The organism is Mesorhizobium sp. (assembly GCF_005063415.1).
Taxonomy (GTDB): Bacteria; Pseudomonadota; Alphaproteobacteria; order Rhizobiales; family Rhizobiaceae; genus Mesorhizobium.
Genome location: NZ_SUEG01000001.1, coordinates 83,732 through 107,897, shown reverse-complemented (window position 1 = coordinate 107,897; position 24,166 = coordinate 83,732). Strand labels below are relative to the sequence as shown.

Sequence of the window (24,166 nt, the reverse complement as noted above, 5' to 3'; positions counted from 1 at the left end):
ATGTCCGACATCCTGCGCAAGATCGAGGCTTACAAGCGCGACGAGATCGCGGCGGCCAAAGCGCAAGTGCCGTTTGCCGAGATCAAGGCACGCGCGATGAATGCCGACGCGCCGCGCGGCTTTCTTTCCGCCCTTGAGGCAAAGCGCAAATCCGGCAGGTTCGCGCTGATTGCCGAAATCAAGAAGGCTAGCCCGTCCAAAGGCCTGATCCGCGCCGATTTCGATCCGCCGGCGCTGGCCAGGGCCTATGCGGAAGGCGGTGCCGCCTGTCTTTCGGTGCTGACCGACGCACCCTCCTTCCAGGGGGCGCCCGAATTCCTCACCACTGCGCGCGCTGCCGTCGAGCTGCCTGCCTTGCGCAAGGATTTCCTGTTCGACCCCTATCAGGTCCACGAGGCCAGGGCCTGGGGCGCCGATGCCATCCTGATCATCATGGCCAGCGTCGACGACGCGTTGGCAAGAGAACTCGAAGCGACAGCTTTCGGGCTGGGCATGGACGCGCTGGTCGAAGTGCATGACGAGGCGGAAATGGAACGTGCGCTGCGGCTGTCATCGCGGCTGATCGGCATTAACAACCGCAATCTCCGGACCTTCGAAACCAGGCTCGAGACCTCGGAACGGCTGGTAGCGATGGTGCCGGCCGGCCGCCTTCTGGTCAGTGAGAGCGGGATCTTTTCGCATGACGATTGCCGCCGGCTGGAGCGGAGCGGCATCGCCACTTTCCTCGTCGGTGAGAGCCTGATGCGCCAGCAGGACGTGGCCACGGCAACGCGCCTGCTTCTGACGGGCAAGGCGCCGGCAGAGGCGATCTGACGATGGCGGCCGCCCTCACCCATCTTGGCGCGCAGGGCGAAGCCAATATGGTCGATGTCGGCGACAAGGCTGAGACGGTGCGCACGGCAGTTGCGGAAGGTTTTGTCGCGATGCGGCCCGAGACGCTGGACATGATCCTTGCCGGCGATGCCAAGAAGGGCGACGTTCTAGGCACCGCGCGCATTGCCGGCATCATGGCGGCCAAGAAGACGCATGAACTGATCCCGCTCTGCCATCCGCTGCTGCTGACCAAGATATCTGTCAATATCGAGCCGGACGCCGCGCTGCCCGGCCTGAAAGTGACGGCATTGACCCGCGTCACCGGCAAGACCGGCGTTGAGATGGAGGCTCTGAGCGCCGTCTCGGTCGCTTGCCTGACCATCTACGACATGGCCAAGGCGGTCGACCGCGCCATGGTCATCTCCGGCATCAGGCTGGTTGAAAAGACCGGCGGCAAATCCGGCAACTACAAGATCACCGGAGACGGGGCCACCGAGGCGGGCCGATAATGGCGCTGGTCCCGGTTGCCGAGGCGCTCGAGCGTCTGCTGGACGGCGCAGCAGCGCTGCCGGGCGAACGCGTCGCACTGCTGGATGCCGCCGACCGCGTGCTGGCGGAGCCGGTTGTGGCGCTCCGCACCCAGCCGCCGTTCAACGCCTCCGCCATGGACGGCTATGCCGTGCGGGCGGCCGATATCGCGTCCGTACCGGCAAGGTTTTCGGTGATCGGCATGGCGCCGGCGGGACGCGGCTTTACCGGATCGGTGCAGCAGGGGCAGGCCGTGCGCATCTTCACCGGCGCGCCGCTTCCCGAAGGCGCCGACACCGTTGTCATCCAGGAGAACGTCCGCGATCTCGGCGGCGGCAGCGTCGAAGTGACGGAGCCGACGGTGCAGGGGCGCAACATCCGCCGCCTCGGGCTCGATTTCGCCAAGGGCGATGTCCTGCTGCCCAACGGCCGCCTGCTCGATCCGGCGGCCTTGTCGCTGGCTGCATCGGCCAACCACCCCGAGGTCGGCGTGGTCAAGCGGCCGGTGGTCGCCATTATCGCCACCGGCGACGAATTGCTGCCGCCGGGCAGCGAGCTTGGCCCCGACCAGATCATCTCCTCCAACGCCTATGGTGTCGCCGCTGCCGCACAGTCGGTCGGTGCGCGCGCGCTCGACCTTGGCATCGCGCCGGACCGCAGGGAGGCGATCGCTGCGCTGGTGGAAAAGGCCGTGAAGGTTGGCGCGAATGTCATCGTCACGCTGGGCGGTGCCTCGGTCGGTGACCACGACTTCGTCCATGACGTGCTGACCGGGCAAGGCATGACGCTCGATTTCTGGAAGATCGCCATGCGGCCGGGCAAGCCGCTGATGTTCGGGCGGCTAGGCGACATTCGCTGCATCGGCCTGCCCGGCAATCCGGTGGCGAGTCTGGTCTGCACTCAGCTCTTCCTGAAGCCGCTGCTGGCGCGGCTCGGCGGCCGCGCCTTTCAGCAGGATATACGTCAGGCACGGCTCGGTGCTGCCATGCCGGCCAATGATCTCAGGCAGGATTATGTGCGGGCTATTGTCAGCGATGACGCCGGTACGCTCGTGGCGACGCCGTTCGGCATCCAGGACTCCTCGATGCTGAAAATGCTGGCCGACGCCAACGGGCTGATCGTTCGCGCGCCGTTCGCGCCTGCCGCGGCGGCGGGCTCTCCCTGCGACGTGCTGATGCTACGCTGAACCTGCCTTACTCCGAGATCAAGGTCCGGGTCAGCGGATGGTCCGGATCGGCCAAACCGTCGATGATGTTGAAATGATGCCGGTCAGGCTCGACCACCGAGCTGGTCGCGGCACCCAGGCCGATCCAGATGTTGGCCAGCAACGCGCTCTGGCGCAGGAATTCGGCGCGCTCGCCGCCGCCGGCCCAGCAGGTCAGGCGGGTCTTGTCCGTAGGGCGCAGCAGCACCGGGCTTTCGGCCTGCGCCTCGGCCTCATCGATTGCCAGCGTCTCGTTCATGCCGGTGCGCATGATCGGGCGCAAATCGTGCACCCCTGAGATCGACACCACATGACGAACGCGCCGGACCACTTCGGGCGCCAGCGGCGTCGTCGCCGTAACCATCCTGCTAACAAGATGGCCGCCGGCCGAGTGTCCGGTCAGCATCAGCGGCCCTGCGACCATCGCCGCCGCCTTGCCGATCGCCGCGCCGACTTCCTTGACGATGCCGCCAATGCGTATCTGCGGACAGAGCGTGTAGGACGGCATAGCAACCGCATAGCCACGATCAACAGCGCCAGCGGCAAGATGCGACCAGAAACTCTTGTCGAAAGCCATCCAGTAGCCGCCATGGACGAACACCACGAGTCCCTTGGGCTTGATGGCCGGCAGGAAAAGATCGAGCCGGTTGCGTGGGTTATCGCCATAGGCCATGTCGAGCTGCGCCCTGCCTTGCGTCGAAAGCACGTTGCGGAAAACCCGCGCGGGCTCGATCCAGGCCGCCGGCCAGCGATCGCTCCCGGCTATGTTGGCGCCGTTGGCATAGGCGTTGTCCCAATCGGCAATGTGACGTTCGAACACCCTGCGCCCTCCCCTGGCAATATGGCCTTGCAACGTAGCCGTAAGCATCGCGCGGCACGTCGTCGCCAGCCTCACGATTCCAGCTCTCGCATCAATCTCAAGTGACAGCCGCCTTGATGGCGAAGCGCGCATCCTTCCACGCCCCGGTGCGCAGGATGTCCTCAAGCACTTCGACGGCCTGCCAGACATCGGCATAGCCGACATAGAGCGGGGTGAAGCCGAAGCGCATGGTCGATGGCGCGCGAAAATCGCCGATCACGCCACGTTCGATCAGCGCGCGCATGATCTGGTAGCCATGCTCGTGCATGAATGAAATCTGGCTGCCGCGTTTTTCCCCATCGCGCGTGCTTTCGAGCGTGAGCCCGTAAGTGCCGCACCTTGTCTCGACAAGCTCGATGAACAGATCGGCCAGCGCGATGCTCTTCTTGCGCACCGCCGTCATGTCGACATCGTTCCAGATGTCGAGCGCGCCCTTCAGCGTCCGCATCGACAGGACCGGCTGGGTGCCGCACAGAAACCGGCGGATGCCGGTGCCGGCCGCATAGCCTGGCTCGAAGGCGAAGGGCCGTGCATGGCCCCACCAGCCGGTGAGCGGCTGCTGGATGTCGGCAAGATGCCGCTCAGCCGCATAGATGAAGGCAGGTGCGCCCGGTCCGCCATTCAGATATTTGTAGGTGCAGCCAACGGCAAAATCGGCGTTTGCCTTGTCGAGCTCGACTGGCATCGCACCGGCGGTGTGGCAGAGATCCCAGACGATCATCGCCCCGGCCTCCTGGGCCCTGCGCGTCAGCCCCGGCATGTCGCGCAGTTCGCCCGACTTGTAGTTGACGTGGTTGACCAGCACCACGGCAGTGCGTTCGTCGATCAGCTCTTCGATGGTCGGCGCGTCGACCCCCGAGAGGCGCAGCAGCGTATCTTTTCGCGTCGAAACCACACCTTCAGCCATGTAAAGGTCTGTCGGAAAACTATCGCCCTCGGCGACGATGACCCGCCGCTGCGGCCGCATGGCCATGGCGGCGTGCAGCAGCTTGTAGATGTTGACCGACGTCGTGTCGCAGACCACCGTCTGGCCGGTCGCGGCACCGATCAGGCGCCCGAGCTGGTCGCCAAGTTCAAGCGGCATGTTGAACCAGCCGGCCGTGTTCCATGCGCGGATGAGATCATGCGACCATTCTTCGGTCGCGGCCTTGCGCAATTCATCGAAAGCGGCACGCGAAGCAGCCCCTAGCGAATTGCCGTCGAGATAGATCACTCCTTGCGGCAACACAAAGCGGTCACGCATCGCGCGCAGCGGATCTGCGGCATCCATCGCCTTTATGGCCGCGAGATCGGGAATTCCTGTCATGATTTGCCTGCTCCCCCAAAGATTCGACGCAACGCCGGACACGCATCGACTGTTCTTCCATTACCGGGTAGCGCGCAGCAAGGCTCCACCAGCGAGAAGCAGCCTGACCAGGCGGTGGAAACCAGGAGTTAACCCGAGGTTGGCGTTTTGAGTTCGTTTCGTTCACGGTGCATTGACCGAACCACACAGTCGATACGGATTCACTTCCGTGCCCTTTGCCGACCGACGGCGGATGCCAGTGGCGCATTCTAGGAAGCCAGAAGGGCGCAAACGACAGCAGAATCAAGGCGATGAGGCTCGCGGCGGGTGAAAATGCGGCATTCCGGTAAGGGCGTGGTTTGTTTCCCGAGCCTTAACGCATTCATTAAACTTTAAACAGTTGCGGAACACAACTGGAACAGATAGTGTTTGTTCTGGGTTTGTTTTTCTGATTCTGTTGGGGGTCGCTATGCTGACACGCAAACAACACGAACTGCTTATGTTCATCCACGAAAGGTTGAAGGAAAGCGGTATCCCGCCTTCCTTCGACGAGATGAAGGAAGCGCTCGACCTGGCTTCCAAATCCGGAATCCACCGGCTGATTACAGCGCTGGAGGAGCGCGGCTTCATTCGCCGTTTGCCCAACCGGGCCCGTGCGCTGGAGGTGCTGCGCCTGCCTGACTCGATCGCCCCCGGCCTCAATGCGGCACGCAAGTTCTCGCCGAGTGTCATCCAGGGCAGTCTTGGGCAAGGCGCCCCTCGGCAGGGCAAGCCGACATCATCGCGCGTCCCTGCAGCCGGCAATGACGACGATGTCGTCGCCGCCGTTTCGATTCCGGTGATGGGCCGCATCGCCGCTGGTGTGCCGATCGACGCCATCCAGCACCAGACGCATTCGATTTCGGTGCCGCCGGATATGATCATGGGCGGCGAGCATTATGCGCTCGAGGTCAAAGGCGATTCGATGATCGAGGCTGGCATTTTCGACGGCGACACGGTGATCATCCGCAATGCCGATACGGCGAGCCCCGGTGAGATCGTGGTGGCACTGGTCGACGAGGAAGAAGCGACGCTGAAGCGGTTCCGCCGCAAGGGCGCTTCGATCGCCCTGGAAGCCGCCAATCCGGCCTACGAGACGCGCATCTTCGGACCAGACAGGGTCAAGGTGCAAGGCAAGCTCGTCGGACTGATCCGCCGCTACTGAGCTCCGCCCTTGGCGCCGGCTTTGGGTTTGTCGGCCCTGCGGTATGGCGGCAGGCCCCGCGCCGCGCGTGAAAATTTCCGCTGCACGTGCCAGGGCCGGTATGATTTTTCGACGGCGAAACGGATTTCGGCGCGTGTTGCCGCTTGTGGATCGAAATAGACGGCCGCACTTCCCGCGCGCGCCAGTTGCCGTTTGGTGACGACGAGGACCAGCCGGTCGTAGTAGCAGGGATTATGGGCGGTGGCGTCGTCGATGACGATCAAGCTGGCAAAGGCGCAGGCTGGCCGTGCAGTATCGCGGTCCTTGGCTTGCGCGATGATCGCGCCGGATGGATGCCTGGCAAGGCAGAGGCCGTCCGTGCAAATGAACGGCATGCCCGGCGGTAGGTCGGCCGGATCGGCAATGTCGAATTGCGGATCGTTCTTTCCAGGTGTTTCCGGCGCGACATAGCCTCTGATGTGAGCGCGCGTTTCCAGTTGTCGATGGTGAACTCATTCGGGCGTGCCCGGTTGACCGCGAGTTCACCGCTGCCGATCGGCAGCGCGACCAGCCGTGCGTCCTCCGAGATCAATACATCGGGTACGCGCGTCTGCGTTGTCGTCAGCAAGCCGGCGAGCGCAAAAGGAAGTGCCGCCAGCCGCAACCAGGTCGTCGCCATGCTGGCAATGACGAGGGCGATCGTCACCAAAAGGACAGATCTCAGCGAAATCAGCCCGACCGCATCGATCGGCGAGCGCTCGGAGATCCACCCGGACAGGGCGATCATCGCCGTCAGCCCCTTGCCCATCACGTAGAGGAAAGGCCCATCCGCGCCGAACGGCATCGCCAGCGCACTGAGGACGGCGAAGGGCATGACGACCAGTGAGACGATAGGCATGATGGCCAGATTGGCGAATAGGCTGAGCGGCGCCACGCGCTGGAAATGCCACATGGCGAAAAGCGCCGTGGCGCTCCCTGCAATGATCGAGGTCATCGCCAGGCCGCCCATGCCCAGCAGGACCTTTCGAGTGGCGAAGCGTAGCGGCGACCGCCGCGGCGGCGGCGTGGTGGCCCTGCCGGCGCGGTAGTCGGACCAGCCGGCATAGGCGCCGACAAGGGCCGCCGTCGCGGCGAAGGACATCTGGAAGCTCGGACCGACCACCTCGTGCGGCGACACCAGAATGACCGCGATGGCCGAGATCGCCAGGTTGCGCATGGTGAGCGCGGCCCGGTCGAACAGCACGGCGATAAGCATCACCGCCAGCATGATGAAGCTGCGTTCGGCCGCTACCACAATGCCGGAAAAGACGAGGTAGGCCGCAATCGAAAAAAGCGCGGCGGTCGCGGCATATTTCTTGACCGGCCGTCGCGATGAGAAATCGGGAAACAGCGCAAAGGCGCCGCGTAACAGCGCCATGATGGTGCCGGCGACCAACGCCATATGCAGCCCCGAGATGGAGATGATGTGGTAGATGCCTGTACGCCGCATCGCTTCGTTGATCTCCTCGGGAATGCCGGCGCGCACGCCGACGATCAGCGCAGCGGCAATCTCGCCCTCGGCGCCGCCGATGCGGCTGCGGATATGGTCGGCGATGGATTCGCGCGCGTCTTCGATCGCGGAAGAAAGCCGCGCGGCAAGCGGCATGCTGCCCGACGACACGAGTTTCGGATTGCCGAGAAAAAAGCCGCTGCCGCCGATACCGGCGAAATAGCTGTCGAAGGAGAAATCATAGCTGTCGGGCCGCACCGGCCCGGTCGGCGGCAGCAGCCGCACATAGCCGGCGATCTCGGAACCGGCGGTCAGCTCAGCCGGTATTTTCATCGCCGAAACGCGGACCCGTTCCGGCATGTAGCGCAGTGTCGGCCTGGCGGTTGAGATCACATCGATTGTCAGCCTGATGCGGCCGCTCGCCATGGGCTCGTACGATACGACGCGACCCGTCAGCCGCGTCGAGATTTCGGAACCGAGCATATGCGTCCCGACACGCCAGGTCTCGAACTTGGCGGCAAGCACGCCAAGCGCGCAGAGCAACGCCACCATGAAGCACAGGCGCGTCCTGGGCCATGACCGCGAGACGACGGCACAAAGGGCTGCCAAGGCGACGATAGCTATCGACTGTGGGAAGGCCGGCTCAGCCGCCATCGCGAAATACACGACCACCCCGCATGCGAGGAACACCGGCACCAGCAGGAAGGCGACGCCGCGGTCGAGTTCCAGGCCGGCCGCCGAGGTTACGCTGTTGCGGATACGGGACGGTGACGGAAGGCGGAAACGACGGCGTAGGCGCACGATGGGCTCGCCCGCGGGCACGGAAAACGTTGCTGGGTCGCTGGCCGGCAGCGACGGAGCATCGAAGCGCGGAGCGGGCAGCAATGCCGGTGTCGGCAGGACAGGCAGGGGAGCGGCAAACAGCAAGCGTTCGCTGACGCCGCTACCAGCGTCCTCGCCCTCGCCCGCACCACGGCCTCGCACAGCCATCGGGTCTGCCCCTTGCGCCCTCGACCTCCTATGCTACATGAACGCGCAACGCGCGAAAGTCCTCAAACCCACTTCCTTCGCCCGCCTGAGAGTTCCATGCCCGATAAGGTCGTCACCCGTTTTGCCCCCTCGCCCACCGGCTATCTGCACATTGGCGGCGCGCGCACGGCGCTGTTCAACTGGCTGTATGCCAAGCACACAGGCGGCACGATGCTGCTGCGCATCGAGGACACCGACCGCGAGCGCTCCACCGATGCGGCAACCGCGGCCATTCTCGACGGGCTTTCCTGGCTTGGCCTGGCATGGGACGGCGAGCCGGTGTCGCAGTTCGAGCGTGCGCCGCGCCATCGCGAGGTGGCCGAGGAGCTCGTTCGCATGGGCAAGGCCTATTATTGTTATGCGACGCCTGCCGAGCTGGAAGCAATGCGCGAGAGCGCACGGGCCAAGGGGCTGCCTCCTCGCTATGACGGACGATGGCGCGACCGCGACCCCTCGGAGGCGCCGGCCGGCGCCAAGGGGGCGATCCGCATCAAGGCGCCGACAGACGGCGAGACGGTGGTGCATGACCGCGTCCAGGGCGACGTGCGCTTTCCCAACAAGGATCTCGACGATTTCATTATTCTGCGCTCGGACGGCAATCCAACCTACATGCATGCCGTCGTCGTCGACGATCACGACATGGGCGTCACCCACATCATCCGCGGCGACGATCATTTGACCAACGCCGCACGCCAGACCGTAATCTACCGTGCCATGGGCTGGGAGGTGCCATCGATGTCGCATATCCCGCTGATCCACGGTGCCGATGGAGCCAAGCTATCGAAGCGGCACGGTGCGCTTGGCGTCGAGGCCTATCGCGCCATGGGTTACCTGCCGGAGGCGCTGCTCAACTATCTGGCGAGGCTTGGCTGGAGCCACGGCGACGATGAGATCATGTCGATCGCCGACATGATCGCATGGTTCGACATTGGCGACGTCAACAAGGGCGCCGCCCGTTTCGACCTCGCCAAGCTCGAAGCGCTCAACGGCGTGCACATGCGCCGCATGAACGAGGCGGCGCTGCTCGACATCTTCATCGCCACTCTGCCCTATCTAGAAGGCGGCCCGGCAATCGCCGCGCGCCTCGACGACAGACGCAAGGCGCAACTGCTTGCCGCTTTGCCGGGCCTGAAGGAGCGAGCTAAGACGCTGGTCGAACTTGTTGAAGGGGCTGCATTCCTGTTCGTGGAGCGGCCGCTGCCGGTCGACGAGAAGGCGGCGGCGCTGCTCAGCGGTGAGGCGCGCGCGATCCTGCGGGGCGCTCATGCGGCACTAGCCACGGCTTCGGACTGGTCTGCCGCCTCAGCGGAAGCCGCGATCCGCGACTATGCGCAGGCCGGCGACCATAAACTCGGCGCCGTGGCCCAACCTTTGCGCGCCGCGCTCACCGGCAAAAGTACCTCGCCAGGTGTCTTTGATGTGCTTGCCGTGCTGGGCCGCGAGGAAAGCCTGGCGCGGATCGCTGATCAAATTGATTAGCAAACTGGCCCAAGAAGATTGGCATTGAAAGGTGTGTTTCGCAGTGCAACATTGGGTCTTGGCCTAATCTGGCGCGCAGATTCAATTGCGGGCGCAAATGTGCGTATTCCGATGCTTTTGACGTGTTGGGTTCAGATATTTTGCCTTTGCCGGCCTGAGGAAACAAAAAGGAGTTTGCTATGACCGAACCTGCGACAAAAATGGAATTTGGCGGCAAAACCCAGGCATCGACGGCAAAGCTGGAACTCGGCGGCAAAACCCATGAATTCAAGATACGAAGTGGCTCGGTAGGACCTGACGTCATCGACATCGGTTCGCTCTACAACACCACCGGCGTCTTTACCTACGATCCCGGCTTTACGTCGACGGCGAGCTGCGAGTCGGAAATCACCTTCATCGATGGCGATGCCGGCATTCTCTTGCACCGCGGCTACCCGATCGACCAATTGGCCGAGCACGGCGACTTCCTCGAAGTCTGCTATCTCTTGCTCTATGGTGAACTACCGACCAAGGCGCAGAAGGACGATTTCGACTACCGGGTGACGCGCCACACCATGGTGCATGAGCAGATGTCGCGCTTTTTCACCGGCTTCCGGCGCGATGCGCATCCGATGGCGGTGATGTGCGGCGTGGTCGGCGCGCTGTCGGCCTTCTATCACGATTCCACCGACATCTCGGACCCTTATCAGCGCATGGTCGCCTCGATGCGGCTGATCGCCAAGATGCCGACGATCGCGGCGATGGCGTACAAATACCACATCGGCCAGCCGTTCATTTATCCGAAGAATGAGCTGAATTTCGCAGCCAACTTCCTTCATATGTGCTTCGCCGTGCCTTGCGAGGAATACAAGATCAATCCGGTGCTGGCGCGCGCGATGGAGCGGATCTTCATCTTGCACGCCGATCACGAACAGAACGCCTCGACTTCGACCGTCCGCCTGGCCGGCTCGTCGGGCGCCAATCCCTTTGCCTGTATCGCTGCCGGTATCGCCTGCCTATGGGGTCCCGCACATGGCGGCGCCAATGAGGCAGCCCTGAACATGCTGGGCGAGATCGGCCATGTCGATCACATCCCGGAATTCATTGCGCGCGCCAAGGATAAGAACGATCCGTTCCGATTGATGGGCTTTGGCCACCGCGTTTACAAGAACTACGATCCGCGCGCCAAGATCATGCAGAAGACCGCGCACGAGGTCCTGGGCGAGCTCGGCATCAAGGACGATCCGCTGCTCGACATCGCCATGGAGCTGGAAAAGATCGCGCTGACCGATTCCTATTTCATTGAGAAGAAGCTCTATCCGAACGTCGATTTCTATTCCGGAATCACGCTAAAGGCGCTGGGCTTCCCCACCACCATGTTCACCGTGCTGTTCGCGGTCGCCCGCACCGTCGGCTGGATCGCGCAGTGGAAGGAGATGATCGAGGACCCGCACCAGAAGATCGGTCGCCCGCGCCAGCTTTATACCGGCGCGCCGGAACGGGATTATGTGCCGATCGCGAAGCGGTGAAGATCGTGAATGGTGAATAGTGAATGGTGAATGGTGAATGGTGAATGGTGAATGGTGAATGGTGAATGGTGAATGGGAGTAGCAAAGCGTCGCTCCCTGTCTATAGAAACTACTATTCACTATTCACTCACTTCCTCACCATCCCCATCACCACCCCCGCGGCAATCTCGCCTGACGGCTTGGCGGTTGCCATATGCCCGGCAATGTCGGCAAAACCGTCCTTCTGCCAAGCGCGGTAGGCGGTGTCGAAGAACAGCGCCTCCAGTTGCCGCGCTAGATAATGCGGCCGCACATATTGATTGTAGTGTTCCGGCACAACCGGCCGGTCGGCGATGAGATTGGGCAAGGCTGCGCTCCATACTTTGATCAGCGGCTGCGCCATGCGCATGACCGGATCGAGCCGGTAGCAGGAGATCATCGGCACACCTGCCAATGCAAGTTCCAGCGATACAGTCCCCGACGCGATCAGCGCCGCATCGGCCTTGCCGAAGGCCTGCCATTTGCGTTCGGCATCGAGGATGATCTCCGGCTTCTCGTCCCAGCTCGCGACCGAGGACCTGACCAGGTCGGCGACGTGCGGCACCGTCGGCAACAGCAGGCGCAAGCGGTGCCCGCGCGCCCGCAGGATCGACACCGTTTCGCCGAACGGTCCAACCAGGCGCCGCACCTCACCACGACGCGAACCGGGCAATACAAGCAACGTTTTAACGTGATCTGCAGACAGGTCACGCGGCTGCGCCTGCGCCCCGGCGGCACTGATTATGCCCGGATCATGTGCAAGGCGATGCCCGACATAGGTGCCGGGCGGCCCGCCCAGGCGAGCGAGTTCCTTCACCTCGAACGGCAGGATGCAAAGGATGTGATCGACATATGGCATCATCGCCGGCGCCCTGCCCGGCCGCCAAGCCCAAACGCTCGGGCAGACATAATGGACGATCGGGATCGTCGGGTCGGCAGCACGCACCTTCTTGGCGACGCGCAGCGAGAAATCCGGACTGTCGATGGTAATAAGGCAATCGGGCTTTTCACCGGCAATCGCGTTTGCCGTCTGGCCGATCCGCCGCATCAGGCGCGGCAAGTCGCGCAGGATGGCGCTAAGCCCCATTAGTGCGATCTCGCTGCCGTCGAACAATGGCGCCAGGCCGAGCGCCTGCAAATGGCGGCCGCCGATGCCGACAAGCCGGACTTCGCGCCCGGTCATGCGCTTGAGCGCCTGCACAAGGTCGGCGCCAAGCAGGTCGCCGGACTCCTCGCCGGCGACGACGGCTATCTTCAACGACCGCTCATTCGCCATGCGCCGGCTCCGCAGCAGGCAGCCCGATCACGAACAGGCCGAGCGCATTGGCACGCCCGATGGTGGCGGGACCTTCGAGCACCAGCGAGCGGCCGGCTTCGACCGCAATGCCGGCCAGTCCGGCGGCATGCGCCGCCTCGACCGTCAGAGGACCTATGGAGGGCAGATCGGCACGCAGTTCCTGACCGGGCTTGGCACATTTGACCAAAACACCACGGCTCCTGCCAGCCAGCCTGCCGTGCCCTCGTAATTGTTTTGTCCGCTCGAGCAGCCCGTCGGTGCCTTCGACGCCTTCCAACGCAATAGCGCGGCCGCCGACCGCAACAGCCGCTTGGCCGATATCCAGCGCGCCGATTGCCTTTGCTGCAGCGTGCGCCGCCTCGATGTCGCGCCAGTCGGATTTGCGTGGCGCCGCCTTGGTCAGCAGGCCTTCAGCGGCGACCAGCTCCGGCACGATCTCGTGAGCGCCGACGACCTTGATGCCGCTGCGCTCGATCCTGCGCACGAACAGTTTCAGCACCGTATCGTCCCCCCGGGTTACACCGACGAAGAGGCTGGGTAGCCAGGCGAGTAGGCCGAGATTGAGGCGCATGGCGCTCAGCCTGGGGCGGCGCGTGATATGACCCGCGGTCACCAGATGCGTAACGTGATGCCGCTTGAGCATCGGCAGCAGCGAGCCGACGTCTTCCAGCCTCAAGGTTGCCTGCTCATAGGGCTCGAAATCGGCTATGCGATCGACCTCGCCGGCCGCCATCACGACGAAGGGCGATTTGCCTTGCCGGGCGAGCGCTCGGGCAATTTCGACCGGGAGACTGCCGCCGCCGGCGATGATGCCGACCTTGGCATCTGGCGCGAGATCAAGGCCCTTTCCGGCAGCCTCAATCTTCGTCATCTGCCCTCAGTCTTCATCATCGGTATCGTCGCCGTCGCCACCCTTGAGCGACGGCACGGCATAGTGCCGCTTGCCGCGACCGGCGATGAAATCGACGATCTTCATGGCAGTCCGCGACGAGGCGAACTCCGCCTTGGCGAATTCGATGTTTTCGCCGACGGTCCGGGAGCGATCGAAGATCGTCTTATAGGCTTTGCGCAGCAAGTGGATCTCCGAACGCGGCAAGCCGGCGCGCTTCAGGCCAATGATGTTGAGGCCGCGAAGGCTGGCACGGTTGCCAACGGCGATGGCGTAGGGAATGACGTCGCCGACGATCGCCGAGCAGCCGCCGAGAAAGGCGTTATCGCCGATGCGTACAAACTGATGAACCGCGGTAAGGCCGCCGATGTAGACATTGTCACCGACTTCGCAATGCCCGCCTAACGTCGCTTGATTGGCGAAGGTGGCGTTCTTGCCGACCACGCAGTCATGGGCAATGTGGGCATAGGCAAGAAAATTCCCGTTGTCGCCGATCGTCGTCTCGCCGCGGCTGGAATCGGTGCCGACATGCATGGTGACGCCTTCGCGGATCGTGCAGTTCTCGCCGATCACCAGCGTGGTACGGCCGCCCTTGTGCTTGGTGTTCTGCGGCGGCGCGCCCAGTATCGCCATCGGATAGACCTTGGTCGATGCCCCGATGGTGGTCGCGCCAATCACCGAGACATGGCTGACCAGTTCGACACGGTCGCCGATCACGGCGTCGGAACCGACGTTACAGAAGGGCCCGATGCGGGCGCCTTCGCCGATTTGGGCGCCTGCCTCGATGACCGACGATGGATGGATGACTGTCTGGATTTTCATTAGCATTCGTTTGTCAGCCGCTTGCGACCATCATCGCCGAGATCTCGGCTTCCGCCGCCTTGGCGCCATCGACGAGGGCCTCGCAAGCGAATTTGAGAAGATTGCCGCGTTTCTTGATTTTCTTCACATGAATTTTCAACTGGTCGCCTGGAACGACCGGCTTGCGGAACTTGGCATTGTCGATGGTCAGGAAATAAACCAGCGACGGCTTTTCCGTACCGAGGCTGCGGATGCAGATGGCGCCGGCCGTCTGCGCCATCGCCTCGATGATCAGCACGCCGGGCATGACCGGCTGGTCGGGGAAATGACCCTGGAAATGCGGCTCGTTTATGGTGACGTTCTTGATGCCGATGGCGGATTCGTCGCCATCTATGTCGACGATACGGTCGATCATCAGGAACGGATAGCGGTGCGGCAGGAGCTTCATCAGCCGCATTATGTCAACCGCTTCGAGCGTCGCCGCTGCGATGTCAGCCATTTCCCCCCTCACCCTGTTTGCGCGTCCGTGCAAGTCTGCGCAAGGCCGCTATCTCGCGCATGGCTTCCGCCATCGGCTGCGCCGGATATCCTCCCCAAATCTCACCGGCAGGCACATTGCTCATAAACCCGCTTCTTGCCGCAAGCTTGGCCCCGGACCCGATGGTCAAATGATCCGCAAGGCCGACGCCGCCACCCATGGTGACGTTGTCGCCTACCGTCACGGAACCGGAAATACCCGAAAGCCCGGCTATTATGCAATTGCGGCCGATGCGAACATTGTGGGCGATCTGTACCAGATTGTCGATCTTGGTACCCTGGCCGATGATTGTGTCGGACATGGCGCCGCGATCGACGGTCGTATTCGACCCGATCTCGACGTCGTCCTGGATGATGACGCGGCCGATCTGCGGAACCCGCTCCGGACCCTTGGCGCCGGCTACGAAACCGAAGCCATCCTGGCCGATCCTGGCACCGCCATGGATGATGACGCGATTGCCGATCAACGCATATTGCACGCTGGCACCTGGACCGACATAGCCGTCGCGGCCGATCTGAGAGGACGGACCGATGACCGCATGCGGGGCAATGACGGTCCCGCTGCCGATGGCAGCGCGCGGTCCGATGACCGCACCCGCTTCGATGATCGCACCGGCCTCGACATGGGCGGTCGCATCGATATGGGCGTGCGGCGAGATACCGGTTTCGCCGGTCATCGGTCCAGGCGTTGCAGCCGCCGGAAAAAGCAGGCGCCCGACCATTGCGAAAGCCTGCTGCGGGCGCGGATGCACCAGAACCGCGATGCCCGCCGGCGCCTTGCCGGCAAATTCGGCCGGGCAGAGAACCGCTGCCGCCCGCAATGCCTGCATCAGGGCGAAATTGCGCCTGCCATCGACGAAGACAAGCGCGTTCTCGCCGCCTTCGTTGGCGGGCGCCAGAGCCTCGATCGATACATCGGAGAGGCCGGAATCGACAAGTGTCGAGCCGGTCAGATTCGCGACTTCGCCGGCCGTATACCGGCGTGAGGGCGCGAAGAACACCGGATCGGTCATTCCAGAAGCAATATCCAGCTAGCGCATGACCCCGAAATCGGAAATCGATCCTCGGAAAGGATCATGCGCAAATCAAAGTGCTACAACGTCCTTTGCGCGTCCGCTAGGACACGCTGCGCTGTAGTTTCGGATCACTGCCATCCGGATCCAAACGAGCCGGAAGCATCGTTACCCACGCATCAGAAGCGGGTCGATATGCCGAAGTTGAATTCCTGCACGTCGTCGGTCTTTTCCTTCTTGACCGGGATCGCATAGTCGATGCGGATCGGGCCAAAAGGCGATGCCCACATCAAACCGACACCGACGGAAGCGCGCCATTCCATGCCGGTTGTCGAAGAATTGACAAGGCCACTTGCGATTTTGCTGCCGTAGAGCGTTGCCGCATCGGCGAACACAGCGCCACGCAAACCGAAGCTTTCGGGGATGACCGGCAGCGGGAACTGCGCTTCCGCCGAGGCATTGAAGTAGGTGGTGCCGCCGAGATGGTCATTGCTGTTATCCGAAGCAACCGGGCCGATGCCGCCATATTCGAAACCGCGGATCATACGGTCGCTGCTCTGGAAATGGTCGAAGACGCGCAGATCGCCGTTGCCATACCCTTGGACATGACCGGCGCCGCCCGAAATGAGGCCCACCAGATCCAATTGTTCGGACAGGGTCTGATAAATGCTGCCGCGCGCCGTAACCTTGATGAACTTGGCGTCGCCGCCGAGGCCGGCCACTTCCGTGCCGACATTGGCATAAATGCCGTCATGCGGGTTCTTCATGTCGTCGATCGTATTGTAGATCAGGCCGAGACTGACCGAAGACTTGAGCCATGGGCTCTCGTTAACGCCGTTTTGGATCGCCTGGGACACGTCGCAACCGGCCGCTGGGTCGCAGCCCTCGTCGAACTCGTACTTCTCTTGCGCAATATTATAAGCGAGTTGCGTCGAGATATTGTCGGTGATCGGCAGGCCGAAGCGAACGGTCGCGCCTGTCGTGTCGCTGTCGTAATGGTCGTAGTTTCGGCTCTGCTTGTAGATGTCGAAGCCAGCCGCGATGCGGCGTCCGAGGAAATAGGGTTCGGTGAAAGAGAAGCTGTAGTCGCGCGAGTTTTTGCCACCGCCCGCCGCCACCTTGATGAATTGGCCGCGACCGAGGAAGTTGCGCTCACTGATGGAGCCTTCGACGGACGGACCTGACGTTTCACCGCCGCTCGAATAACCGGCGCCGACCGTGAACTCACCGGTCGATTTCTCGACCACCTCGACCACCAGCACAACCTGGTCCGGCTCAGAACCCGGAACGGTAGAGATTTCGACTTTCTCAAAATAATCGAGCGCTTCCAGCCGCCTCTTCGCGCGCTGGATGAGGACCTGATTGAAAGCGTCGCCTTCGCTGACGTCGAACTCGCGGCGAATGACGTAGTCGCGCGTCCGATCGTTGCCGCGAATCTCGATGCGCTCGATATAGGCCTTGGTACCCTGGTCGACCGTATAGACGACCGAGATCGTGTGGTTCTCGAAGTTGCGGTCGCCGCGCGGCGTCACCTGGGCGAAGGCATAGCCGGACCCAGCCACCTTCTCGGTCAGCGCAATGATCGTGTCCTCGACGTTTTTGGCGTTGTAGACATCGCCCTTGTGGGTCTCGACCACCGATTCAAGCGACTTGCTGTCGACCTCGGGGATCGTGCTTTCGACGCTGACATCCCCGAATGTATAACGCTCGCCCTCCTGCACCGTGATGGTGACGGTGTATTTGTTGGTGGTGTCGTCGAGTTCGCCGACGGCCGAGACGACCTGGAAGTCCGCATAGCCATGATTGTAATAGAAGCGGCGCAGCAGCTCCTGGTCGGCGCGCAGCTTGTCTTCGTCATAGACGTCGTCGCGCAGCACGAACGAAAGGAAGGACGAGCGCTTGGTGGAGATAATGTCCGACAGCCGGCGGCTCGAATAGGCGCTGTTGCCGACGAAATTGATCGCTGCGATCTGGGTGCGGCCGCCTTCATTGATGTTGAAGACCACGTTTACGCGGTTGTCGCCGAGATCCATGATCTGGGTGGTCACGGCGGCGTCGTCGCGGCCGATACGCCGGTATGCGGCCTTGACCGCCTCGACATCGGCATCGAGCTGCTGTTGCGAGAAGGTGCCGCGCGGCTTCAATTGCACCGCGGCCTCAAGCGCGTTGTCCTTGAGCTTCTTGTTGCCCTGGAACAGCACCTGGTTGACGACCTGGTATTCGGACACCTTGATGACCAGCGTCGATCCGACCTGGTTGATCTGCACATCCGAAAACAGCCCGGTGCCAAACAGCGCCTTGACCGCATCGTCGATATCCGAACTGGAAAACGCCTTGCCGGGCTTGATCGTCACGTAATTGCGGATGGTGTCCGCGTCGACACGCTGATTGCCGGTGACTTCGACTCTGGAGACGACAGCCGCCTCGGCGGCCGATGTGGCAACGAACTGCACTGCGAGCGCGCCTGGTACAACCAGAGCGGCGGACATAGCCACCGCGGACGCGGCGCTCAGAAACTTGGATGCTGCCTTCATCGGGCTTTTGTACCTTTTCTCGAAGTCCCCACGGCGAGAAAACCGGACGTGCGGTAATTTCCCCTACCGTATTAACCGGATTTTCCCTACACGCAAGGCTTCTGGTTAATTTGTATTTACTTAACCCTGCGGCGTGGCTTTCGCGTCACGCATATCCCCACGCATGGTAAACGGCGTCTCAACATTGCTCGTGCCGAAGCCAAATTCCTTCATGATTTCAGCACCCAAACAGATCGTTCCAGAAAACAAAGCCCATGAACCCGAGCACCAATATGAGGCCGCTTCGGTAAGCCATTTCCATCATGCGTTCGGACACCGGCCGCCGGATGACAGCCTCCACGCCGTAGAACAGAAGATGCCCTCCGTCGAGGGGGGGAATCGGCAAAAGGTTGAGAATCCCTATCCCGACTGACAGGAATGCAACAAGCTGCACGAGCCATTCAAAGCCGAGCCTTGCCGCCTGACCCGACATCTTGGCGATCTTGATGGGGCCGCCCAGCTGGCACTTGTCCTCGCGACCGACAACGAAACGTTGCAGGAACTGGCCGGTACGCTGGATGACGTGTCCGGTTTCCTGGACCGCTGCCCCGACCGCCCCGGCCGGACTATAGGTAATGAGCCGTGGCTGGCCGAGTTCCTTGTTGTTGACGACGCCGATCACGGCCACCTGGACCTTGTTGCCTAGTGCATCTTGTTGTTCCATCAAGCGCGGCGTCGCCGTGACGGTGATTTCCTTGCCGCCGCGTAGCATGACGAAGGTGATGCTGTCGCCGGCGCGGCCAGAGACCAGACGCTGGACGTCGGCAAAGGTCTCGACCTTGCTGCCGTCGACGCTGACGAATCGGTCGCCGGGCATGATGCCGGCCGCGGCGGCCGGACTGCCGACGGTGACCTCAGCCACCATCGGCTCCAGCACGGGCCGGCCATGGACGGAAAACAGCACGGAAAAGACGGCGATCGTCAGCAGGAAGTTGAACAGCGGCCCCGCCACCACTGTCGCCGCGCGCTTCCAGATCGGCTGCGTGTGGAAGGCAACCTTGCGTTCTTCGTCGCTCAGCGCCTCGATCTCCTCCGAACTGGGCTGGCTCGACGTCGCGTTCATGTCGCCGACGAACTTGACGTAGCCGCCGAGCGGTATGGCGCAAAGCTTCCAGCGCGTGCCGCGGCTGTCGTTGAAGCCGATGATTTCAGGGCCAAAACCGATCGAAAAGGCTTTTGCGCCGATACCGCACCAGCGGCCGACGAGGTAGTGGCCCATTTCGTGGACGAAAACGACCACGGTCAGCACGAACAGGAAAGGCACCAGCGTGCCGAGGACAAAGCCCTCTGTGCTGAAAACCGCGTGAAGAATCTCGTTCAACTCATGCCCTCAAATTCATCCACGGCACAGATCACGCCGCGACTGTGACATCAATCCAGGCGAATCCATGGCGCAGCCCCGCGCCGGCCCACCGACGATGCCGCTCAAACCGGAAACAGTCCCTGTGCCGGATGATCGGCGGTCGCGGAAATCCAGCCGATGACGTATAGGGCGAAAGCCGCCGCGACAAGTCCATCGACCCGATCCATGATACCGCCATGGCCGGGTATCAGCGTGCCGGAATCTTTACGGCCGTGGCGTCGCTTGACCCATGATTCGAACAGATCGCCGGCCTGCGCGACGATCGAAAGTACCAGTGCGACCACGCCAAGCACGACGAGGTTGGCCGTTCCGGCTACGGCGGCCAGAAGCAGCCCGGCAACTACGCCGCCGACCACCCCACCGAGCGCCCCGCTCCGCGTCTTGCCCGGCGAGATCGACGGCGCCAGCCTTGGGCCGCCGACGGAGCGGCCGACGAAATAGGCAAAGATATCGGTCGCCCAAACCACGGCGAACAGGAACAGAATGGCCAGCAGCCCTGAATGGTCGCCGTCACGCAAGAAGGCCAGCGACAAGCCGGACACGGCCGCATAGGCAAGGCCGGATGCTTCCCACGGTCCTGCCCTGCGCATGGAAGAAGCGACGGCAGTGATAGCCACCAGAGCCGCGACGAGCGGCAGCAGCAAAAATGCAGGCAGGCCGGCGACGAGGGCACCAATAAAGACCACGATCAGCGCCTCCGGCAGAAAGCCGAGACCTGCCGTAGCACTAGCACCTGCCGGGGCAACGGGGCGGCTCATCCGCGTCCACTCGTAGAAGATCACGGCCGCCATGGCGGCGCAAAGCAACCGGAAGGACAGTCCGCCGAGCCAGGTCAGGGCAAGCGTGACGATGGCAAGCACGACCGCCGAAATGACCCGGAGTTGGAGGTTGCTCATTCCTCAGCCTGAGGCGGCATCTTGGGCGGCAAGTCCGCCGAAGCGGCGCTCGCGGCCGGCGAAATCGCGCAGTGCATCGGACAGGTGCTCGCGACTGAAGTCGGGCCAGTAGCAAGGCAGGAAAACGAGTTCGCTATAGGCGGCCTGCCACAACAGGAAGTTGGACAGCCGAAGCTCGCCGCTGGTGCGGATGACCAGTTCCGGGTCCGGAATGCCCTCTGTATCGAGCGAGCTGGCAAAGGAATCGGCCGTGATCGCCTCGCTCTCCATCTCACCGCGCGCCACCGCCGCTGCAAGCTTGCGCGCGGTGCGCACGATCTCGTCGCGCCCGCCGTAATTGAAGGCAATGACCAGTGTCAGCGCCTCGTTGCTGAGAGTGAGCGTTTCGGCTTCCTCGAGCAGCCCCCTTATGTCGGGCTGCAGCCCTGCCCTGTCACCGATGACCCTGATCCGTACCCCACTCTGGTGCAGCTCGGCGAGGTCACGTCGGATGAAAAGCTTCAGCAGGCCCATGAGGTCGCTGACTTCGGATTTCGGCCGTGACCAGTTTTCCGACGAAAAAGCGTAGACGGTCAGGAAGGAGATGCCGAGGCCGGGGGCGGCCCGCACTGTCTTGCGCAGCGCCTCGACGCCGGCGCGGTGACCGGCCAGCCGCGGCAAGCCGCGCGCCTTGGCCCAGCGTCCGTTTCCGTCCATGATGATCGCGACATGCGCGGGCGTTGCCATATTCTCGCTTCCGGGCCAGGCGTGGCCAGACCCTAGACCTGCATGATTTCCGCTTCCTTGTCGGAAAGCAGGTGGTCGATGGTGCTGATTGTCTCGTCGGTCAGTTTCTGAACCTGGTCGGCCCGTTTGCGATGGTCGTCCTCACTGATGTCGCCGTCCTTTTCCGCCTTTTTCAGGAAGTCCATGCCGTCCCGACGAACGTGGCGTGCGGCGACGCGGGCATTCTCGGCATAACCGTGCGAGATCTTGACCAGCTCCTTGCGGCGCTGTTCGTTGAGCTCGGGCAGCGGAATCCTGAGATTGGTACCGTCGACGATAGGATTGAAGCCGAGATTGGCTTCACGGATGGCACGGTCGACGGCGCTCACCATCGACTTGTCCCAGACCGAAACCGAAATCATGCGCGGTTCCGGAACCGACACTGTTGCCACCTGGTTGATCGGCATGGCGGTGCCATAGGCCTGCACCTGGACGGCATCGAGCAGGTTGCTCGACGCGCGGCCGGTGCGCAGCGAAGCCAGATCATGCTTGAACGCGGCGATCGCCCCGTCCATGCGCCGTTTGAGATCGTCGTATTCGCCACTCATCATCGTCTCCTCGACCCGTTAACCCGGGTTCACTGCTTAGGATAAGGCCTGTTCGAGCCTCATCCGCAACCGGTCCCTTTCGGGTTCATGGGTCCGGTCAATCGTCTGCGACAACCGTGCAACGGCCGCCGCCCCTCAGGATATCGCCGAAACCACCCTTCTCGTGGATCGAATAAACGATTATCGGAATGTTGTTTTCGCGCGCAAGTGCAATCGCCGCCGTATCCATGATCGAAAGTCCGCGTTTGATGACTTCGTCATGGCTGATCCGCTCGAAACGTGTCGCGTGCGGGTCCTTCTTGGGATCAGCCGAATAGACACCATCGACCTGGGTGCCCTTGAACAGAGCATCGGCGCCGATCTCGGCGGCGCGAAGGGCTGCAGCCGAATCGGTGGTGAAGAACGGATTGCCGGTGCCGCCGGCGAAGATGACGACCTTGCCCTGGTTCATGTAGGCGGTCGCCTGACGCTGCGAAAAACTTTCGCAAAGCTCGGGCATGGCGATCGCCGACAGCACCACGGCGTCGACGCCGATCTTGTTGAGCGAGGTGCGCAGCGCCAGCGAGTTGATGACAGTGGCTAGCATGCCCATATGGTCGCCGGTAACGCGGTCGCCGCCCTTCGAGGCAACCGCGACGCCACGGAAGATGTTGCCGCCGCCGATGACGACACCGACTTCGATGCCCAGTGCGCGGGCCTCGGCGATGTCGGCGGCGATGCGGTCGACCACCGATACGTCGATGCCGAAATGCTGCTCGCCCATCAACGCTTCGCCCGATGCTTTCAGCAAGACACGTCGGTAGAGGGGCTTCACCGTCATCTGGTCCTCGTCATCGTGCGTGTGACGCGTTTCGGTGCGCCCCGAAACACTGGGCGTTCCGATACACGAAGGGCGCCGCGATGTCACGCGGCGCCCGAGCCGGAAAGTTGAGATCGTCGACCGGGATAACCGTCAGCTCACGCCGGCAAAAGTGCCTTGCATGAGCAGGTCCGGCAGATAACTTGCCGGCTTACCGCCCACCGCCTGCCCACCGGTCAGGCCGCCTTGTATTTCAGGGCCGAAGAACGAATACGGAAAGGGCGTGACCGGCCGGCTCACCTCATCGAGCCGTGCCCGAAGATCTTCGGGAATGTCGAAATCAAGCGCGCCGAGATTGTCCTTGAGCTGGTTAAGCCTGGTGGCGCCGACGATGACGGACGCAATGCCTGGCCTGTTTGCCGTCCAGTTCAGGGCGACCTGGGCCATGCTGCGGCCGAGCTGGCCGGCAACCGTCTCCAGTTCGGCCACGATTTGCCAGTTGCGATCGGTGAATTTCTGGAAACCGGGATTGGTCGAACCACGCATTGTCTCCAGCCGGCCACCATTCTTGACGATTGTATCGAAACGGTATTTTCCGCTGAGCAGGCCGCTGGCCAATGGACTCCAGACCATGATTCCGGCGCCATAGCGCGTGCCGAACGTCACGAATTCGTGCTCGATGTTGCGCTCGGCCAGCGAATATTCGAGCTGAAGCGCCGAAACCGGTTCATAGCCGCGATGCTCGGCGACCGCCTGCGCCCGGCTTGCGTACCAGGCCGGCACGTCGGACAGACCGACATGCCGGATCTTTCCGGCGCGCACCAGATCGTCCAGCGTCCGCATCACCTCCTCCGGTGGTGTCAGCCTGTCCCAGGTATGGAGGATGTAGAGGTCGATGTAGTCGGTGCCGAGCCGCTTCAGCGAACCGTCTACCGCCCGCAGGATGTTCTTGCGGCCGTTGCCGCCGGCATTCGGGTTGCCCGGTTCGGCGTTGTAGGTGAATTTGGTACTGATCACCGCCTTGTCGCGCAACCCACGCTCGGCGATGAATTCGCCGAGCCAGGTTTCGGCCGTGCCACCGGTATAGAGATCGGCGGTATCGAAGAAATTGCCACCGGCTTCGACATAGGCATCAACCAAGGCGCGCGCGGTTTCCTTCTCCGCGCCCCAGCCCCATTCCGTGCCGAATGTCATGGTGCCGAGCGCCAGGCGAGTGACACGGAGCCCGCTGTTGCCGAGCGTGTAGTAGGACATGGTCATGGATTTTCTCCTGAAGTTTGAAAAGCGGGA

At 62.6% G+C, this 24,166-nt stretch carries 20 protein-coding genes and 1 pseudogene; 6 read left to right on the top strand and 15 right to left on the bottom strand.

Annotated elements, in window-relative coordinates; genetic code table 11:
- The 3 genes from trpC to glp are packed head-to-tail and all read left to right on the top strand — an operon-like array spanning nt 1 to nt 2,527.
- Entirely contained in the window at nt 1–813 is an 813-nt protein-coding gene (trpC, locus tag E5W70_RS00565; RefSeq protein ID WP_292653526.1) for an indole-3-glycerol phosphate synthase TrpC, read from the top strand.
- A gap of 2 nt (nt 814–815) precedes the next feature.
- On the top strand, nt 816–1,322 hold the full coding sequence (moaC, locus tag E5W70_RS00560) for a cyclic pyranopterin monophosphate synthase MoaC (protein WP_292653525.1): 507 nt from the start codon (nt 816–818) through the stop codon (nt 1,320–1,322).
- Nucleotides 1,322–2,527 (top strand): gephyrin-like molybdotransferase Glp, encoded by a 1,206-nt coding sequence (gene glp / locus E5W70_RS00555; protein ID WP_292653524.1) that lies wholly within the window; start codon nt 1,322–1,324, stop codon nt 2,525–2,527. Before moaC ends, glp begins: the two co-directional genes overlap by 1 nt.
- Before the next feature lie 7 nt (nt 2,528–2,534).
- Here the strand turns inward: glp and E5W70_RS00550 are convergent, their stop codons facing one another.
- Nucleotides 2,535–3,365 (bottom strand): alpha/beta hydrolase, encoded by an 831-nt coding sequence (locus E5W70_RS00550; RefSeq protein WP_292653523.1) that lies wholly within the window; start codon nt 3,363–3,365, stop codon nt 2,535–2,537.
- A 97-nt stretch (nt 3,366–3,462) separates the two neighbouring features.
- Complete coding sequence (kynU, locus tag E5W70_RS00545; RefSeq protein WP_292653522.1) at nt 3,463–4,710, bottom strand: kynureninase; 1,248 nt, start codon at nt 4,708–4,710, stop codon at nt 3,463–3,465.
- A 448-nt stretch (nt 4,711–5,158) separates the two neighbouring features.
- On the opposite strand from kynU, the gene lexA reads away from it, so the two are divergent.
- Nucleotides 5,159–5,893 carry a transcriptional repressor LexA gene (gene lexA, locus E5W70_RS00540; RefSeq protein WP_023674949.1) on the top strand — a complete coding sequence of 245 codons (735 nt, stop codon included), beginning with the start codon at nt 5,159–5,161 and terminating at the stop codon, nt 5,891–5,893.
- Here lexA and E5W70_RS00535 read toward each other — a convergent pair.
- Nucleotides 5,887–8,351, bottom strand: a pseudogene (locus tag E5W70_RS00535) (ComEC/Rec2 family competence protein). The gene lexA and the pseudogene E5W70_RS00535 overlap by 7 nt on opposite strands.
- A 96-nt stretch (nt 8,352–8,447) precedes the next feature.
- Here E5W70_RS00535 and gltX point away from each other — a divergent pair.
- Together gltX and gltA are read left to right on the top strand one after the other, a co-directional pair.
- On the top strand, nt 8,448–9,869 hold the full coding sequence (gene gltX, locus E5W70_RS00530) for a glutamate--tRNA ligase (protein ID WP_292653521.1): 1,422 nt from the start codon (nt 8,448–8,450) through the stop codon (nt 9,867–9,869).
- Nucleotides 9,870–10,048: 179 nt separating this feature from the next.
- Entirely contained in the window at nt 10,049–11,377 is a 1,329-nt protein-coding gene (gene gltA, locus E5W70_RS00525; RefSeq protein ID WP_292653520.1) for a citrate synthase, read from the top strand.
- A gap of 127 nt (nt 11,378–11,504) precedes the next feature.
- On the opposite strand, the gene lpxB is transcribed toward gltA, so the two are convergent.
- The 12 genes from lpxB to E5W70_RS00465 form a co-directional block, all read right to left on the bottom strand.
- The gene (gene lpxB / locus E5W70_RS00520) at nt 11,505–12,671 is read right to left on the bottom strand and encodes a lipid-A-disaccharide synthase (protein WP_292653519.1); all 1,167 of its coding nucleotides are present in this window, start codon (nt 12,669–12,671) and stop codon (nt 11,505–11,507) included.
- Entirely contained in the window at nt 12,661–13,563 is a 903-nt protein-coding gene (gene lpxI / locus E5W70_RS00515) for a UDP-2,3-diacylglucosamine diphosphatase LpxI (protein ID WP_292653518.1), read from the bottom strand. Before lpxI ends, lpxB begins: the two co-directional genes overlap by 11 nt.
- 6 nt (nt 13,564–13,569) lie before the next feature.
- Nucleotides 13,570–14,403 (bottom strand): acyl-ACP--UDP-N-acetylglucosamine O-acyltransferase, encoded by an 834-nt coding sequence (gene lpxA / locus E5W70_RS00510; protein WP_292653517.1) that lies wholly within the window; start codon nt 14,401–14,403, stop codon nt 13,570–13,572.
- Between the two features lie 13 nt (nt 14,404–14,416).
- A complete protein-coding gene (gene fabZ, locus E5W70_RS00505) occupies nt 14,417–14,881 on the bottom strand; it encodes a 3-hydroxyacyl-ACP dehydratase FabZ (protein WP_023674942.1) in 465 nt (154 codons plus the stop codon).
- Entirely contained in the window at nt 14,874–15,932 is a 1,059-nt protein-coding gene (lpxD, locus tag E5W70_RS00500) for a UDP-3-O-(3-hydroxymyristoyl)glucosamine N-acyltransferase (RefSeq protein ID WP_292653516.1), read from the bottom strand. Before lpxD ends, fabZ begins: the two co-directional genes overlap by 8 nt.
- A gap of 179 nt (nt 15,933–16,111) precedes the next feature.
- Nucleotides 16,112–18,466: an outer membrane protein assembly factor BamA gene (gene bamA, locus E5W70_RS00495; protein WP_292653515.1), complete on the bottom strand. Its 2,355-nt coding sequence runs from the start codon at nt 18,464–18,466 to the stop codon at nt 16,112–16,114.
- A gap of 217 nt (nt 18,467–18,683) precedes the next feature.
- A complete protein-coding gene (gene rseP, locus E5W70_RS00490; RefSeq protein WP_292653514.1) occupies nt 18,684–19,826 on the bottom strand; it encodes an RIP metalloprotease RseP in 1,143 nt (380 codons plus the stop codon).
- Between the two features lie 104 nt (nt 19,827–19,930).
- Nucleotides 19,931–20,764, bottom strand: coding sequence for a phosphatidate cytidylyltransferase (locus E5W70_RS00485; protein WP_292653513.1), 834 nt, complete (start codon nt 20,762–20,764; stop codon nt 19,931–19,933).
- A 3-nt stretch (nt 20,765–20,767) separates the two neighbouring features.
- Nucleotides 20,768–21,490: an isoprenyl transferase gene (locus E5W70_RS00480; protein ID WP_292653512.1), complete on the bottom strand. Its 723-nt coding sequence runs from the start codon at nt 21,488–21,490 to the stop codon at nt 20,768–20,770.
- A gap of 32 nt (nt 21,491–21,522) precedes the next feature.
- The gene (gene frr, locus E5W70_RS00475; RefSeq protein ID WP_292653511.1) at nt 21,523–22,077 is read right to left on the bottom strand and encodes a ribosome recycling factor; all 555 of its coding nucleotides are present in this window, start codon (nt 22,075–22,077) and stop codon (nt 21,523–21,525) included.
- Nucleotides 22,078–22,174: 97 nt separating this feature from the next.
- Entirely contained in the window at nt 22,175–22,897 is a 723-nt protein-coding gene (gene pyrH, locus E5W70_RS00470) for a UMP kinase (protein WP_023674934.1), read from the bottom strand.
- A 132-nt stretch (nt 22,898–23,029) separates the two neighbouring features.
- Nucleotides 23,030–24,136 (bottom strand): aldo/keto reductase, encoded by a 1,107-nt coding sequence (locus E5W70_RS00465; RefSeq protein WP_292653510.1) that lies wholly within the window; start codon nt 24,134–24,136, stop codon nt 23,030–23,032.
- Nucleotides 24,137–24,166 lie beyond the last annotated feature (30 nt).

Excerpts from the sequence above, each read along its gene's own strand:
- lpxA (WP_292653517.1), bottom strand. The coding sequence starts at position 14,403 with ATGAAAATCCAGACAGTCATCCATCCATCGTCGGTCATCGAGGCAGGC.
- glp (WP_292653524.1), top strand. The coding sequence starts at position 1,322 with ATGGCGCTGGTCCCGGTTGCCGAGGCGCTCGAGCGTCTGCTGGACGGC.
- trpC (WP_292653526.1), top strand. The coding sequence starts at position 1 with ATGTCCGACATCCTGCGCAAGATCGAGGCTTACAAGCGCGACGAGATC.
- E5W70_RS00485 (WP_292653513.1), bottom strand. The coding sequence starts at position 20,764 with ATGAGCAACCTCCAACTCCGGGTCATTTCGGCGGTCGTGCTTGCCATC.
- lpxD (WP_292653516.1), bottom strand. The coding sequence starts at position 15,932 with ATGACCGATCCGGTGTTCTTCGCGCCCTCACGCCGGTATACGGCCGGC.
- fabZ (WP_023674942.1), bottom strand. The coding sequence starts at position 14,881 with ATGGCTGACATCGCAGCGGCGACGCTCGAAGCGGTTGACATAATGCGG.
- kynU (WP_292653522.1), bottom strand. The coding sequence starts at position 4,710 with ATGACAGGAATTCCCGATCTCGCGGCCATAAAGGCGATGGATGCCGCA.
- frr (WP_292653511.1), bottom strand. The coding sequence starts at position 22,077 with ATGAGTGGCGAATACGACGATCTCAAACGGCGCATGGACGGGGCGATC.
- pyrH (WP_023674934.1), bottom strand. The coding sequence starts at position 22,897 with ATGACGGTGAAGCCCCTCTACCGACGTGTCTTGCTGAAAGCATCGGGC.
- moaC (WP_292653525.1), top strand. The coding sequence starts at position 816 with ATGGCGGCCGCCCTCACCCATCTTGGCGCGCAGGGCGAAGCCAATATG.
- E5W70_RS00480 (WP_292653512.1), bottom strand. The coding sequence starts at position 21,490 with ATGGCAACGCCCGCGCATGTCGCGATCATCATGGACGGAAACGGACGC.
- E5W70_RS00465 (WP_292653510.1), bottom strand. The coding sequence starts at position 24,136 with ATGACCATGTCCTACTACACGCTCGGCAACAGCGGGCTCCGTGTCACT.
- gltX (WP_292653521.1), top strand. The coding sequence starts at position 8,448 with ATGCCCGATAAGGTCGTCACCCGTTTTGCCCCCTCGCCCACCGGCTAT.
- lpxB (WP_292653519.1), bottom strand. The coding sequence starts at position 12,671 with ATGGCGAATGAGCGGTCGTTGAAGATAGCCGTCGTCGCCGGCGAGGAG.
- lpxI (WP_292653518.1), bottom strand. The coding sequence starts at position 13,563 with ATGACGAAGATTGAGGCTGCCGGAAAGGGCCTTGATCTCGCGCCAGAT.
- lexA (WP_023674949.1), top strand. The coding sequence starts at position 5,159 with ATGCTGACACGCAAACAACACGAACTGCTTATGTTCATCCACGAAAGG.
- gltA (WP_292653520.1), top strand. The coding sequence starts at position 10,049 with ATGACCGAACCTGCGACAAAAATGGAATTTGGCGGCAAAACCCAGGCA.
- bamA (WP_292653515.1), bottom strand. The coding sequence starts at position 18,466 with ATGAAGGCAGCATCCAAGTTTCTGAGCGCCGCGTCCGCGGTGGCTATG.